A 15,118-nucleotide genomic window follows, 5' to 3' on the forward strand; every position below is an offset into this window, starting at 1 on the left:
GTTACGCATGCATAATCACATTGCGCAGCGAACCAATACCATCTACATGTACAATCGCTTCGTCGCCAGCGTGCAAAGTTCCTGCTGGATACGGCGTTCCTGTCAAAATCACATCTCCTGGAAGAAGTGTTGAGAAGCTTGAAATCGCAGCGATTTGCTCTGGAATACTGTGGATCAATCGCGCTGTGGTGCCGCTCGCCTCTGGCACATCTTTTCCATTAAGCGTAAATGAGATATGCGCATCTCGCCAATTTAGCTCAGTTGTAATCCATGGGCCTAGTGGGCAAGAAGTGTCAAAGCCCTTTGCGCGCGTAAACATTGGGTCGCTACCTGCGCAATCGCGCAAAGTTACGTCATTTACGCAAGTAAAGCCAAAAACATAGTCCATTGCCTTATCTACCGATACATTTTTGGCGATTTTGCCCATAACAACAGCCACTTCTGGCTCAAAATTCATATCGTTCGAAAAAGCAGGAATAACAATCGGATCGTCTGGGCCAATTACAGATGTGCTCGGCTTTGTAAAAATCACCATATCTGCAGCAGTATGCGACGCGGCCGCAGCAGAAGATGCGCGCTCTTCAGCAGAACGCGTATCGTAGTTTTTTGCCAATCCGTAGACTTTTGAAGGAATCACTGGCGCAAGCAGGCGCACGCCATCGGCATCTAACTCGTAGCGCTTGCCTGTTGGCTTAACTCCCTGAGGGCTTAATGGATGACCTTCCAGCGCTACTAAATAATCCTTGCCGTCTGCTTCGTCTTTTTGAACAAACGCATATTGAGGAACTTCATTATAGGAAAAACGTGCAATTCTCATATTTTTAAGATTACGACATATTTAATACTTATTTATTTTTGATATTTATTTATTTTTTGATATTTGACTGACGACTTTGCAATTGATGAATTTGATATGGAAAAGTCGCAAGCAACCGTTGTATAAGAAAACGCCACAAACATCTTGAAAACAAAACTTGAGTGTAGTAGACTCAAGTTTTAGAAATTGACAGAATGTGGTTTGAGTGCAATCGCAAAAAGTGCACGCAAATCACCTAAAATCCGCTAGATAGCGGTGCAAATGGGGGTAAATATGGAACAAAAATTTACGACCTTAGCGCAAGATGCATTAAGTGATGCTGTGCAAAGCGCGGCGGCAGCTGGCAATGCGCAAGTAGATACGTTACATTTGGCAGATGCTTTACTTCGCCAAGAACAAGGCGTTGTGCGTGCGCTTATTGCTCAGGCGGGGGCGGACGCACAACAAATCGGTTCTGAAATTCGCAATGCATTAGTGGCATTGCCTTCATCTACTGGCTCTACTACGACTAAGCCAGACGCAAGTCGTCAACTTTTGGCCGCGCTAAGCCAGTCAGAAAAAGAAATGCGCTCAATGGGAGACGAATACGTTTCCACGGAGCACATGCTTATCGGCATAGTTGCAAGCGCGCCGAATGCTGTCGCGGATATTTTCAAAAAGCACAATGTTTCTGCAGATGCGTTGCGAAAAGCTGTGCCAACTGTGCGTGGAGGTGCGAAAGTTACCAGCCCAGATGCAGAAGGCAACTACAAAGCGCTTGAAAAATATTCGGTTGATATGACTGCGCGCGCTCGCGAGGGAAAGCTTGACCCTGTGATTGGGCGCGATCAGGAAATTCGTCGCGTGATTCAAATTCTTTCTCGACGCACGAAGAACAATCCTGTGCTAATTGGCGAGCCGGGCGTTGGTAAAACGGCAGTTGTAGAAGGATTGGCTCAACGAATTGTTGCAGGGGATGTGCCTACGACATTGCAAAACAAGCGTCTTATCAGTCTCGATTTGGCTTCGATGGTTGCAGGTTCGAAGTATCGCGGCGAATTTGAGGAACGCTTAAAGGCAGTGTTGAAGGAAATCCAGCAATCGGACGGTCAAATTATTACGTTTATTGACGAAATTCACACTGTTGTTGGCGCAGGATCTGCAGAAGGTTCAATGGATGCTGGCAATATGCTTAAGCCAATGCTTGCGCGAGGTGAGCTGCGCTTGGTTGGCGCAACTACGCTTAACGAGTATCGTGAGCATATTGAAAAGGATTCCGCTCTTGAGCGCAGATTCCAGCAAGTATTCGTTGGCGAGCCATCTGTTGAAGATACGGTGACGATTTTGCGCGGACTTAAGCAACGTTACGAAGCGCACCACAAGGTGACGATTAGTGACGATGCAATCGTAGCTGCAGCAACGCTTTCAAACCGCTATATTACTGGCAGACAGCTTCCAGATAAGGCGATTGATTTGGTGGATGAAGCGGCAGCTCACTTGCGTATGGAGCTTGATTCTCAGCCAGAAGAGATCGACGAATTGCAGCGCAAAGTTACGCGTCTTGAAATGGAAGAAATGCAATTAAAGAAAGCGGAAGATGCTGCTGCTAAAGAACGCTTAGAAAAGTTGCAAGAAGAATTAGCTAACTCGCGCGAAAAGCTTGCTGGTTTGAAGGCGCGTTGGGATGCGGAAAAGGCTGGCCACAACAAGGTTGGTGATTTGCGAGCGCAACTCGATGCTAAGCGCGTAGAAGCCGACAAATTCACGCGTGAAGGCAATTTGGAGCAAGCAAGCCGTATTTTGTATGGCGAAATCCCAAGCATTCAAAAAGCTTTGGAAGAAGCAGAATCCGAGGCTGCTAATGCTAAGAGTGAAGCGAAAGAGCCGATGGTTCCAGACCAGGTTGATGCTGATTCTATTGCTGGAGTCGTTAGCGAATGGACGGGCATTCCTGTTGGTCGCTTGATGCAAGGCGAAAATGAGAAGCTGCTCAACATGGAAAAGGAGCTTTCTAAGCGCGTGGTTGGTCAAAGCGAAGCAATTCAGGCTATAGCGGATGCTGTGCGCAGAAGCCGCGCTGGAATTGCAGATCCGAATCGCCCGACAGGTTCGTTCCTATTCTTGGGGCCGACTGGCGTTGGCAAGACGGAGCTTGCGAAGGCTCTTGCTGACTTTTTGTTTGACGATGAGCGTGCAATGGTTCGCATTGATATGAGCGAGTACATGGAAAAGGCTTCCGTTTCGCGTCTAATCGGTGCTGCTCCTGGTTACATTGGCTATGAGGAAGGCGGTCAGCTTACTGAAGCTGTGCGTAGGCGTCCGTATTCTGTAGTGCTTTTTGACGAAGTTGAGAAGGCGCATCCAGAAGTATTCGACGTTTTGTTGCAGGTTTTGGATGATGGTCGTTTGACTGACGGACAGGGTAGAACGGTTGATTTTACGAATACGATTTTGATTATGACATCAAACTTGGGTTCGCAATTCCTTGTGCAAGAAGGCTTGGACGATGCTGCTAAGCGTAAAGCTGTTATGAATGCTGTTCACGCTGAGTTTAAGCCAGAGTTCATTAACCGTTTGGATGAGCTTGTTATGTTCCATCCGTTGAGCCGCGAAGAGCTTGGTGTAATTGTGGATATTCAAGTTCGTCAAGTGGCTGCACGCTTGAGTGATCGCCGTATTAGCTTGGATGTGAGTGACTCTGCTCGCGCTTGGCTTGCAGAGCATGGCTACGATCCAGTTTATGGTGCTCGTCCGTTGCGCAGATTGGTTCAGACAGAAATTGGCGATCAGCTTGCGCGATTGCTGCTTTCTGGAAAGGTGCATGATGGTGCTCGCCTAGTTGCGGATTGTGAGAATACTAGCGACCATGTGACCCTAAAGATTGCGTAGTGCCTGCATTCTTTAATGTAGTCAAATAATGTAGTCAAATCGAACAAAGCGTGCTGTTTATTGGATTATTTTCCAGTAGACAGCGCGCTATTTTTGTATCTGAATAAAAAATATTTGTAGAATTAACTTGTAATAAAAAGGTGGAATTCCCACTTAATTTTTCGAGTTATTGCTGATAATTGGCATTATCGGATATGCGTATCTTTTAAAATTTTAATTGGTTTTTATAAAAATCTATTTTTTTTTTTTATTGAATTATCATAAAATATATGTACTTATTCAAGGCTGAATACGTTATGAAGCAGATTGAAAATGGAGATACGAATATGTTCGCAAAGAAAGGATTTGCAATAGTTGCGCTTGCTACTATTGCTTATGCTATTCCAATGTCAGCTTATGCTCAGATGAGTGGTTCTGTAGTTGGAATAGACAGAGAAAATATACGAAGTTGTAGGTAAGTAGTCTAGTTATTAAGTGGTGAGATATGCAAGAATCATATACGGGATTAGATGTGCAACTTGTTAATGTGAATTTTTCGTATGGGAAAAAACAAATTTTGCATAATCTTTCTATAGATTTATCTTTTGGCATATGTGGTCTTTTGGGGCCAAATGGTGCTGGGAAAACTACTCTGCTTAACGTTATAGCGACGATTTATGCTCCCTCTAGTGGAAAACTTTTTGTTCATGGTTTTGACGTAACTGATCGTGCGGAAAGGGCTAAAGCTCGGTCAAATATTGGTTATTTGCCACAATCATTTGAACTTATGAATGCATCGAGTGTGTTAAAAAATGTCCAATATGCCGCATGGGCGCGAGGTCTATCGTGGAGCGCTGCGTATCAAGCTGCTTGGAATGCTCTCAAACAGGTTGGCTTGGAAAAACAAGCACATCGCATCGTTGCTAAAATATCAGGAGGTCAGCGTCAGCGTGCTGGTATTGCTTGTGTGATTGCTAGTCAGCCTGCAGTACTAATACTTGATGAGCCTACTGTTGGTTTAGATCCTGAGCAGCGTATTGATATTCGTAATTTTCTTAAGTCTTATTCGCAAAAGCATACTGTTATTGTCAGTACACATTTAGTAGAAGATTTAGCAGTAATGGCGGATCGGGTTATAGTTCTTAATGAAGGAATTATATTGCTTGATGGGAAAATGGATAATCTTCTTCAATATGCTAATCGTGAAGATCTTATGGTAACTCCATGGGAATCAGGGTATAGACATTTGCTATCTAAATTTCATAAAAATTAGTAATAGCAGTAACTGGATATGTATAGTTTCTTATTTTGTTAATGTGGTAGTGAGTAGGGATGTGATTAAATATGCGTCAATATTCTAACTTTTTAACTGAATTCGGATTTTTTGCAAAAAGTCATAAGAAGTGCACAATTGTTTCACATATTATGTCCCCATTATCTCTAATAAGCAGTTGTATTTTTAGCTTATTTTTGATTGCATATCCTATTTTTTTGGGTGTGGCAAATTTTTTAGCGCATAATAATAATTATGCGCTTTGGTTAAGAATTGATGTCACGTGGATGCATTGTTTGTCTGATATTGTTGCTTGCATTTTTGGCGCATGGTGTTCATGTAAAGCTTGCTCGCCTAGATGTTTGGTCAATTCTGCGTGGTGTGCAGGAAAATCAGCCAGTCGTTACGCTATTCCTATACTAAAAGGCGCTATACTGTGCAGTTTGTTATATTGCGTAAGTATATTGCCAACAGTAATTCAGAGTGATGTAAATATTACAAATTTTCCGTATTTTCCACTATTATGTGGAGGCGTGACGCCAAGTGCATTTTTTGCAATTGGTTTTACTTTAGGAGTAATTATTGGCAATCGTTGGGCAATTGTATTCTCAGCTTTATTATCTTTTGCAATAATTTGGTGCTGTATTTATGGCGTCATTATAATGCGTAATGGCACCATACCTCAAGGAGATATTTTTCCTAGATATTGGGGTAGTAGTTTATACGCAATACTTCCAGTGTCGGATGCTGGTATTGGTGCTGAGCCTGGTTTGCGTATGAACCCATGGTTGGTGACTTTGCGCATATTCTTTGTGTGTGTTGTTATCGTTTCATGCATTCTTTGTTGCGCGCATATTAGATATTTTTGGCAAAAGGGATCTTATTGGTGCATAAAAGCAATAAGTATTTCTTTAATTATGCCAATAGTATGTGCTTGTTGTATAGCTATGTGGGGTCCAAAACCTTGGATTCGCTCTGGACCTTTTGTGCCTCAGTGTACGACGTTTAAAGATACTGCTTTTTCTGTTTGTGTACATCCTGAAGAAGCTTATATTCGTAAACTTCGTGCTGTTAAACATTTGAAAACTGTTGCTTCTTGGTTTCCTAAGAATCAGAGAGATTCGCAAGGCAAAGGAATTGTGCTTGTACTGGGGAATGCGTTTACTCCAACAAATACTGAAAAATCTTGGAATCTTACTAATAGTGGTTTAATAAAGTTACGTAATCTTAAAGCTACTGTTATTCAACAACAAACAGATACATTTGTTAGGCGTTCTGAGAAATATGGTGATATGACTGGTATCGCTCAAGAAGTGTTACAAAGATTTGTGCCTGCAAAATGTGCATCAAGTGCTATGAAAGAAGTATATGTAAAAAAGAATCTTGATTCAAACGCTTCTGTTACAGCATTTTTGCTTGCTCAGCTTCCTTCTCGTATAAGTAATGATGTGTATGGGTCATATGGATTTATTCCAGGTGAAGCAAACGATAAAGTGGCTATGAGTATTAATAATGCTGATGATGCTAAGCTGAAACAATTTGTAAAAAATCATGTTAAAGAACTTAATCAATGCCTCATAACACCACAACAAGTCTTATCGGAACTTGGTGATAAGCATGAAAAATAATTTTCGCGCTTGGCTTGAAGGTAGGCATTATATTGTTGCAATCGTTGCAATTTTATTGTCCGTAGTCCTTCCCTCTTTAATGCTTGTTATATTCAGATCATTTGTAACGCAGTTGCCAGTTTATGTTGGTTATATTTGTTTGCCAGATTCTGCTAATGTGCATAATGCGGTAGAAGGTATAACGTTCCAATGTCAATCTGGTAGTAGTGTTGTTAATTTTGTTGTTCCTCTGTATGAAGTTATTGTAGTTGGGCTTATTACCGCGGCATTCGTTTGCCTTGCTCCGATTATGGTATCGTGGGAACGTTTCGTGATGAAAAGGCTGCGAATATATGCATTGAGTGCTGCTTTATTGTGTTTGTTTGTTTCATTCGGCGCTTCAGTGTTAATTGTTCGTATAATTGACTTGCAGTTATTGAGTACATTGCAGATGATTTTAGGTAATGCTTGGATTGATATTGTGCTCATAATGATTGGATTAGCCTGTTTTGGAAGGTTTTACGGCCTTGCATTTGGTGTCTTTTTAGCGGTGATGAACATTGCCACACAAGGTTTGCAAAGTAAAATTGGATTGATTTTGCGATGGTATCCTTCTGGAACTTTGCCTGTAATTCCTGGACAATCCATATTGTTATATGTCGTTGTTGTGCTTACTGTAATTGCAGTTTGCCTGTGGAGTGGCACGTGTGGACGTGGATTGCTTTATTTTGAACGTGCTTAAAAGACGTGTTTAATTATGTTTCAAAAGTCGAATCAATAGTGTTTAATAGAACGTATGTTCGATAATATTGTGATGTTTGTTTTAATGGTGGTTGCTGTTGTAATAACCGCCATTGTTGTGCTGGCTATTGTTAAGCACAACTCTGGAACGCAAGGCGCTAATGGCATAAGTCAACGCGAATTTAACGAATTGCGCTCGCAGTATGAACAAGCGCGCGCTCAAGCGCAAGAAAATGGCAATCAGGCTATACGATATCGCACACAATCAGAGCAGCTTGCTGAGCGATTGAAATTTGTTGAGTCTGAGTTGTTAAAAGCGCAGCAAGCAGAGCAATTGCGAGTGAATCGCGAAGAACAATTGCGCGCAGAGCGAGAAGAACGCGAACGGTTAAATCGTGAAAAAACTTTGAAAGAGCAAGGTAAAGTCTTGGAAGCGCTTGCTCCTGTAAAAGACAATCTTGAAGCATTGAAGAATAAAGTTTCGCAGATTGAAGAAGGACGCAAGCAAGAAATGGGTGTGCTGAGCACTCAGCTTAAAGGCTTAAGCGAGCAGCAAACAAGGCTTGACCGCGAAACAAGTTCGCTTTCTGCAGCATTGCGAAATAACAAGGTTCGCGGAGCTTGGGGCGAGGCTCAGCTAAAGAATATTGTGGAATCTGCAGGTTTGCTTGAGCACGTTGATTTTGATACGCAGGTTGTTGTAACTGGAGTAAATGGCGAACAGCAGAGGCCAGATATGGTTGTGCATCTGCCAGGAGGCAAAACAATTCCAGTTGATGCAAAAGTTCCATATGCGGATTATCAGCGTGCTTGCGAAATCCCAGATAACGCAAGTGACGAAGAATTAGCTAGAAGGAGCGAGCTCCTAAAAGCGCACGCTAAGGCTTTGCGAGAGCATGTTAGAGTATTAGGAGCTAAAGCGTATTGGCAGGCTTTTGAAACAGCACCAGACTTTGTAGTTGCATTTATTCCAAACGAAGCGTTGCTTCAGGCGGCTCTTGAAGCGGATCCAACGCTTATGGATGATGCCTTTGCGCAAAAAGTAGCACTCACTTCCCCAGTTACTTTGTGGGCTGTGCTTAAGTCTGTTGCGTACGCATGGCAGCAGCAAAGTCTTACAGATGATGCGAAAGAACTTTTCGATTTATCTAGAGAATTGTACGATCGCTTTGCGGTACTTGGAGAAAATGCTTCAAAACTTGGCGTATCTTTGGCAAGAACAGTTGCAGCTTACAATAAGTTTGCTTCCTCGCTTGAGTCGCGAGTGTTGGTAACAGCGCGTAAACTTCAGAAGTTAGATCAAAGTAAAGTTATTGCTTCAATAGATCTTATAGATTCTGATAAAGCTGATGTTAAAGAGCTGAGCGCTCCGGAAGTATCAGTAGAAGATCGTTAAGCATAAAAACATTAAAGCATCAAAAATTGAACAACTCTAAACGCTAAGGAGTGCAAAAATGGCAGAATTACAAGAGGAACGCGCTGAGCTTAAACGCATGCTTTGTGCAGATATGAGTGCGAAACCATTTAGCGAACTGTTTTCTGTTACATTTGCTCAGCGCGGCTCTAAGCTAGTTGGCGATATTCTTTTTGACGCAATTGAGAAAGCTGGGTATTCGTTAGAACGCGATGTTGACGCAGTTGGTGCGTTAACTGCTGCTGCAGTGCCAATGGTTTTTGCGCTTATTCATGCTGCAGAACGTAAAGGAATTGCGCTTGACGGCTTTGTTATGGATTTTGTTTTTCCTGCAACAAAAGGTCCGTCAGTTAAAGGCAAGCGAGTATTGTTGCTTGATTCTTGGCTTTCTGAAAAATCGTATGTTCAAACTTCTTCGCTTGTGACTTTACGACACGGAAATGAATTAAGTCTTGATTTTGGCATTGTTAATCAGCAAGGCGCGCAAATTCTTGCTATAGTTGCATTAATTGGTGGTGTTGACGCCGACGAACAAGGCACAAGGCATCTTCAATTAGTAAATCCAATAAGTGAGGAGAGTACTAAAATGGCATTTGTTCAAGCTTTCGGTGAAGAAGAATTACGCGCAGATGCAGAACACGAAGATTGCTGCAACGACAACTGCTGTGGCGGTCATTGCGAGGTTAAATGCACGGGAGATTGTGCTAACGATGGTTGCACTGAGCCATGCTGCGAGGACAACTGCTGCGGTGGCCATTGCAAAGTAGAGTGCACGGGTGATTGTGCTAACGATGGTTGCACTGAGCCATGCTGTGAAGATAACTGCTGCGGTGGTCATTGCAAGTCAGGTTGCACAGGCGATTGCGCAACTGACGGCTGCCAAGATTAGTTGCAATTACTAGCTACCAATACTAAGCAAAAGTATTAAACGGAGCAAAACTCACACATGCACGAACCGAATCCAATTACTTTGGCTGCAAAAGCTTCCGATGAGCCAGAATTCCGACCTATAGGAGTTGGCCCATGGGAAGACGAGCATCCAGGTGAGCCTCGTCCAGATAATCCAGAATCGCCAAATTACGATGCGCGGTTTAGCACTGAATTACTAGACGAAGGCGACCAGCGCAACGTTTTAGACCGTTACCGGTACTGGAAAGTAGAAGCCATAAAAGCGGATCTCGATTCTAAAGGCCGTCATGAGTTTGAAGTAGCTGTAGAAAATTGGACTCACGATTTCAACATAGGCTCTATGGTCCGCACTGCAAACGCGTTTACTGCGAAAAAAGTGTATATCGTAGGGCCTCATAAATGGAATCGTAAAGGCTCGTTAATGACTGAGCTTTACCAATACGTTGAGTGCTGCCCAACTATTGAAACTCTAGTAACTAATTGGCGCGAAAATATAGCACAGGAAGCAGAAGAAGCGCATCAACTTTTGCTTAAATCACAAGCAGAAGGCAATATAAAGGCCGAAAAAATCGCAAATATTAAGGAACAAGACGCTAAAAACGCGCGCGTTATAGCGCTTGATATTATTCCAGGCGCTGTTGCTATGGAAAACTACAAGTTCCCTAAACGTTGCCTTATGCTTTTTGGTGCGGAAGGTCCAGGTCTTTCTAAAAAAGCACTAGAGATGGCGGATGACGTTGTTTATATTTCGCAATTCGGCTCTGTTCGCTCGCTAAACGCAGGAGCTGCTGCGGCTGTTTCCATGCACGCGTGGATTGCGCAACATGCATCACCAAATTGCTGATACAAGCTACAAACAAGCGAATATAAACAAACAATCACAAATAAACAATCGCATTACAAAACGCAGCAGCCTGTACTCATAAACGCTTACATTTAATGTGTATTTTTTTTTATTTGTGATATTGTTAATTTATGTTAGAATTCCAACATATTACAAAGCGTTTTGGCGCAAAAACAGCGCTTAACGACGTTTCTTTCGTCGCAGAAGACGGCAAAGTCACTGGCTTTTTAGGACCTAATGGCGCTGGTAAATCTACTACTATGCGTTGCGCATTAAATCTTATTCATGCCAATAGCGGCACTTCTCTTATTGACGGAAAAGAATACACAAAAATCGCATCCCCAATGACAGAAGTTGGCGCAGTTCTTGACGCAAAGTCTGCTCACAGAGGCCGAACGGCATACAATCACTTGTATTCGCTGGCTTTAACTCACGGAATATCAAAAAAGCGCGTTGACGAAGTGATTGATATTACTGGATTATCAAGTGTTAAAACCCGCAAAGCAGGATCTTTCTCGCTCGGTATGAGTCAGCGTCTTTCGATTGCTGCAGCACTTTTAGCGGATCCGCACAATCTTATTTTGGATGAGCCAATTAACGGTTTGGATCCAGAAGGCGTTAAGTGGGTTCGCGAATTATGCAAGTATTACGCGAGCGAAGGCCGAGCAATACTACTTAGTTCGCACTTAATGAGCGAAGTTGCGCTTACTGCAGATAACCTTGTGATTATTGCTCATGGCGAAATTTTGGAGCGCACAACAGTACAAGATTTTGTTGACGCACATTCTCAGCACGCTGTGCGACTTGTAACTCCAGAAGGCGAAAAACTAAAGTCTGTGCTTGCTCAAAACAATCCTGAATGCAAGATTTTGCAAGATACTCGCACTCCTCAAGACGTTCAAGAAGGCGAGCTTTTTAGAATAACAGGATGTGAGCTTAATCAGCTTGCTCGCGAAATTGCGGATAATCAAATTTTGGTATATCAGCTAAATCAAGAGCACGCATCACTTGAGGAAGCATATTTGGCTCTTACGCATGGCCAGGAGCAGTACGTTACTAAGACTGTTCCTAGCAGCGATTTAAAGCCAGACAGCAAGCAGCATGCAGAGCAATCTAACAATAAGGAGAGTGCAAAATGAGTGAGCAAGTAGCAAATCAACAAGTGCAATCTTCTGAGTCCAACGCACGCCAATCCAACGCGTACAAAACAGGCCGCAGCATGAACGCTCAGCACTTACGCCTTACATTCATGCACACGCTTAAATCTGAGATTGTTAAGTTGCGCGGACTTTCATCCACCTGGTGGTGCATGGCATTAGCTATTGTTTTGCCAGTAATCTTTAGCTTTATTATCGCGATTGTGCAAAAAGCAATGTCTAAAGTTGACATTAAGAATGGAGCAAATCAAGGTAGATCAAGCGCTGCAATTACTGTTGGGCCGAGCAATAAAGGCAGCCTTATTGCATCTCAAGATAGCATTTTCCACTTAGTTATTAGTTTTGCTTCTGTATCTTTGATTGTTTTGTCGATTTTTGCAGTGCTCGCTGTAACCGCGGAACATTCTACGACTTCAATTCAGGCTTCTCTTACTGCCGTACCTCGAAGGGGTATGTTCTTTACGACTAAGTTTATTTCGGTTGCAATCTACGTTTTTGTAGCCCAACTTATTGCAATGGCAGTTTCGCTAGGCGCTGCAGAATTAGCCTTTATAGGAGATAGCACTTCTGGATTATCTGGAAGCAACGCGTGGAAATTGCCTCTTACGCTGTTCCTTGGCTCTCCTGCAATTATGGTTGTTGTAGCAGCAATGGCGTACGGTTTTGGCATGATTTGCAAGTCAACTGCTGGCGGAATTATGTGCGTTATTGGAGCCGTGATGATTTTGCCTAGTGTTGTTAGCATTATTATGTTTGCGAGCAATTTCGCGAAGTGGAATTCAATACTTATTCAGATTTTGCCAGCCGCAGCGGTGGAGAAATTCTTGGGCAGCTCCCCTAACTCGGGTGCACAGCTTCCACCAAATGCATATATTTTCACATGGTGGCAATCAGGCTTGGTGGTTCTCGCTTGGGGCGTAGTCATGTATGCAATTGGCCACGTTGTTGAAAAGCATCGCGATATTTAGCGCGATATCTAAAATATTAAAATATTTTGCAAATAATATTCTGCAAATAATTTTGCAAAAACAATAAGGGCTTTACTCTGTAGACTCATAAGATTTGACTACAAGATAAAGCCCTTTTTGTATTCACTTATATTTAATTTATTATTTATTAAATTATCTTTATTAAGTTATTTTTTGAAATTGTGATAAGTATCAGTCGTTCTTCACAGTCTCAGCAACTCGTGGCCACAAGGTTGTACCCCAGTTCTTGATTGTGCGCTGGCGAACCAGTGGCAAATCGGAACGGTCATACACTGTACGCCATGGTTCCCAAGCCAAGCCGGTCTTCTCAACAAGCTTGATGCGGAGATTGCGCACATTGCCCTTGAACTGAATAGTTGTGTTGAAGTGAGCGGTGCGATACTTGCCGTTGCCTTCCCAAGCGCGAGAACGCACGTAAGGGGTGCCGTCAATTTCGGTGCCATACTCATCCCAGTAGATGTAGTAACGAGCTACGTAAGCTCCACGGTGATCCAAAGTCAAGTAGCCGTTGCGGTAAGAAGAAACCTTGGTTTCAACGTAATCGCTATTGGTTTGCAAAGTTGCTACTTCGTTATCCTTGACGAAGGAAGTGGTGTAAGCAATTGGAACTGCTGGGCTGGAGGTGCTTAAGTTGGCGCCTTCCTGAATCAAAGCCTTCAACGTATCGATGTTGCCGGTAACAACCTTGGCTGCACCGTTAGCGCTGCCGCCGAGAATCACAGCAGTTACAGAAGTGTTCTGCAAAATGCGATGGAACTCGGTGTTTGGCTTGATTTCAACACCCTTGATTGCAGCTTCAACAGCAGCCTGGAAATCGGTGCTCTTGCTGCGGGTGTCGAACTTTACGTACATTGAACGGCCGTAGGCCACATTGGACACATATACTGGTGGACGCTTGCTGTCTACTCCGCGGTTCTTCAAGTTTTCTGGTGTAGTGCATGGTGCGAAGAAGTCAGCTGGGCTGTCTGGTGCATCAACACTTACGGTGTAGTAAGTTTGCTTGAAGTTTACAATCTGCGTTTGCTTTTCGCCCTTGTGCACAGCATCGAAATCAATCTTCAGTGGTACGCCAATCTTGGCGAAATCAGCACCGAACTTAGCCTTAAGCTGGTTCATGCTTTGTGCGCTTGCAGAATCGTACTGCATGCGAGCTGCCACATGATGGCTTGCAGCATACTGTGCATTCCACTTAGAAACTAAGCTATTCACTGCGGAAGTTACAGAGCTCTTAGTTGGGCGCTGAACAGTTACAGCACTTTCACCGCCGTGGAAGCCTGGCAAATCAACGCTCAATGTGATTGGAGCGCGGTTCGCGGAAATCAGGCTTGGCATATTGTCCATCAAATTCTGGTCAGCGCGGAACAGCGCACCTGGGTATACGCGGTCATTATTGGCGGAAGTAACCGACAAATTTGAAGTTGTATTGGTGATGTTCTTCTTTTGGTGCTCGACGACGACGAATTCGCCGCCTTTGTCGAAGCTGTCGCTGGAGAACTTGTTGTCAATGGTTTCGCCATGACGGGCGAGAATGTTTGTTTTATCGTATTGCAAATCCCACAAATAATTATTCAGAGAATCCTTCTTGGCTGCGCAAGATGCGGTTGGCTCAGAATCCTTAGCTGCAGGAGCGGCCATTGCTGGTGCTGCTAAGCATTGTGGAATAATAGTTGCGCCTGCAAGCAACAACATTGCTGCATTACGGTAGAACTTTGTGTTATTCATATGTGTCCTTCAATTTTATATTTTATGTTATTTTTTATGAGATACCGTAACTTATTTGCTTCTATGCATGGAATGCTTCGCTGCATTAGCTTAATATCTCATAGCATTTAATTATTACATGCTTTTTTATTTCTGGGATAGTGAAATAAAACAAATTTTTTTATTCTGCAAATAAACGTATGAAGAAGGTTGGAATGCCAACATTCTTTTATTGAATTATTTCCATTTCATGGCGTGTTGACATGCATAGACCCTCGTTTTCACATATTTTATACTCGTTAATTTTATGAAAACTGTATGTGATAATAATTGTTATTTCGCTTATTGTCTCACTAATAAAATTTTTTTAATATTACACATAATTTTCCCTAGAAAATATGGATCGACAATCATGTTCTAAAATTGGGAAAATATTTCTACAGTAACGTGTGTAAATCTTTTATCAATATTGCTTTTTTCTTCTATAAGAAGGTCACGCATCACACATATAGTTGAGGTTATGCCTACATTCACACGCGAAGAAATTGAGCATCTGGGCGTTCTATCCCAGATTGCTTTAAGCGACGAAGAAATCAGTCGCTTGCAAGGCGAATTAAACGTCATTGCAGAATCTATTAATAAAGTGCAGGAAGTTGCTGGCGAAGATGTGCCACCTACTGCAAATCCAGTACCTCTTGAAGCGTATTTGCGACCAGACGAGCCTGCTACGCCATTGACTCAAGAAGAAGCTCTTTCTGGTGCTCCTAGAAGTGAGTCTGGCATGTTTGTAGCGCCTCGAATTTTGGGGGAGGAATAAAA

General features: G+C 42.8%; 13 protein-coding genes. 11 read left to right on the forward strand and 2 right to left on the reverse strand.

Features of this window, described 5'->3' with window-relative positions; all coding sequences use genetic code 11:
• Position 1 precedes the first annotated feature (1 nt).
• Positions 2-817 carry a fumarylacetoacetate hydrolase family protein gene (locus ACJV45_RS00880; protein ID WP_020759573.1) on the reverse strand — a complete coding sequence of 272 codons (816 nt, stop codon included), beginning with the start codon at positions 815-817 and terminating at the stop codon, positions 2-4.
• Between the two features lie 273 nt (positions 818-1,090).
• Here ACJV45_RS00880 and clpB point away from each other — a divergent pair, with 273 nt between their 5' ends.
• The 10 genes from clpB to ACJV45_RS00930 all read left to right on the forward strand — a co-directional run bounded on the left by clpB (position 1,091) and on the right by ACJV45_RS00930 (position 12,577).
• On the forward strand, positions 1,091-3,685 hold the full coding sequence (gene clpB, locus ACJV45_RS00885) for an ATP-dependent chaperone ClpB (protein ID WP_419397445.1): 2,595 nt from the start codon (positions 1,091-1,093) through the stop codon (positions 3,683-3,685).
• Positions 3,686-3,981: 296 nt separating this feature from the next.
• Positions 3,982-4,143 carry a hypothetical protein gene (locus ACJV45_RS00890; RefSeq protein ID WP_419397446.1) on the forward strand — a complete coding sequence of 54 codons (162 nt, stop codon included), beginning with the start codon at positions 3,982-3,984 and terminating at the stop codon, positions 4,141-4,143.
• A gap of 26 nt (positions 4,144-4,169) precedes the next feature.
• Positions 4,170-4,937, forward strand: a complete 768-nt coding sequence (locus ACJV45_RS00895; protein ID WP_019261718.1) for an ABC transporter ATP-binding protein — start codon at positions 4,170-4,172, stop codon at positions 4,935-4,937.
• A gap of 71 nt (positions 4,938-5,008) precedes the next feature.
• Positions 5,009-6,565: a hypothetical protein gene (locus tag ACJV45_RS00900; RefSeq protein WP_419397447.1), complete on the forward strand. Its 1,557-nt coding sequence runs from the start codon at positions 5,009-5,011 to the stop codon at positions 6,563-6,565.
• Complete coding sequence (locus ACJV45_RS00905) at positions 6,555-7,286, forward strand: hypothetical protein (RefSeq protein WP_419397448.1); 732 nt, start codon at positions 6,555-6,557, stop codon at positions 7,284-7,286. Before ACJV45_RS00900 ends, ACJV45_RS00905 begins: the two co-directional genes overlap by 11 nt.
• 54 nt (positions 7,287-7,340) lie before the next feature.
• Positions 7,341-8,681: a DNA recombination protein RmuC gene (locus ACJV45_RS00910; RefSeq protein ID WP_101889977.1), complete on the forward strand. Its 1,341-nt coding sequence runs from the start codon at positions 7,341-7,343 to the stop codon at positions 8,679-8,681.
• Positions 8,682-8,739: 58 nt separating this feature from the next.
• Positions 8,740-9,588 (forward strand): type I phosphoribosyltransferase, encoded by an 849-nt coding sequence (locus ACJV45_RS00915; RefSeq protein WP_419397449.1) that lies wholly within the window; start codon positions 8,740-8,742, stop codon positions 9,586-9,588.
• 57 nt (positions 9,589-9,645) lie between these two features.
• Positions 9,646-10,452, forward strand: a complete 807-nt coding sequence (locus tag ACJV45_RS00920) for a TrmH family RNA methyltransferase (protein WP_419397450.1) — start codon at positions 9,646-9,648, stop codon at positions 10,450-10,452.
• Between the two features lie 131 nt (positions 10,453-10,583).
• Positions 10,584-11,591, forward strand: coding sequence for an ATP-binding cassette domain-containing protein (locus ACJV45_RS00925; RefSeq protein WP_016812447.1), 1,008 nt, complete (start codon positions 10,584-10,586; stop codon positions 11,589-11,591).
• Complete coding sequence (locus ACJV45_RS00930) at positions 11,588-12,577, forward strand: ABC transporter permease subunit (protein WP_419397451.1); 990 nt, start codon at positions 11,588-11,590, stop codon at positions 12,575-12,577. Before ACJV45_RS00925 ends, ACJV45_RS00930 begins: the two co-directional genes overlap by 4 nt.
• Before the next feature lie 192 nt (positions 12,578-12,769).
• Here ACJV45_RS00930 and vly read toward each other — a convergent pair whose 3' ends face one another.
• The gene (gene vly / locus ACJV45_RS00935; protein WP_004120373.1) at positions 12,770-14,320 is read right to left on the reverse strand and encodes a cholesterol-dependent cytolysin vaginolysin; all 1,551 of its coding nucleotides are present in this window, start codon (positions 14,318-14,320) and stop codon (positions 12,770-12,772) included.
• 499 nt (positions 14,321-14,819) lie between these two features.
• Between vly and gatC the strand changes: the two genes are divergently transcribed.
• Positions 14,820-15,116 carry an Asp-tRNA(Asn)/Glu-tRNA(Gln) amidotransferase subunit GatC gene (gatC, locus tag ACJV45_RS00940; RefSeq protein ID WP_004114131.1) on the forward strand — a complete coding sequence of 99 codons (297 nt, stop codon included), beginning with the start codon at positions 14,820-14,822 and terminating at the stop codon, positions 15,114-15,116.
• Positions 15,117-15,118: the final 2 nt, after the last annotated feature.

Source organism: Gardnerella lacydonensis (assembly GCF_048545055.1).
In the GTDB taxonomy this organism is placed as follows: Bacteria; Actinomycetota; Actinomycetes; order Actinomycetales; family Bifidobacteriaceae; genus Bifidobacterium; species Bifidobacterium vaginale_C.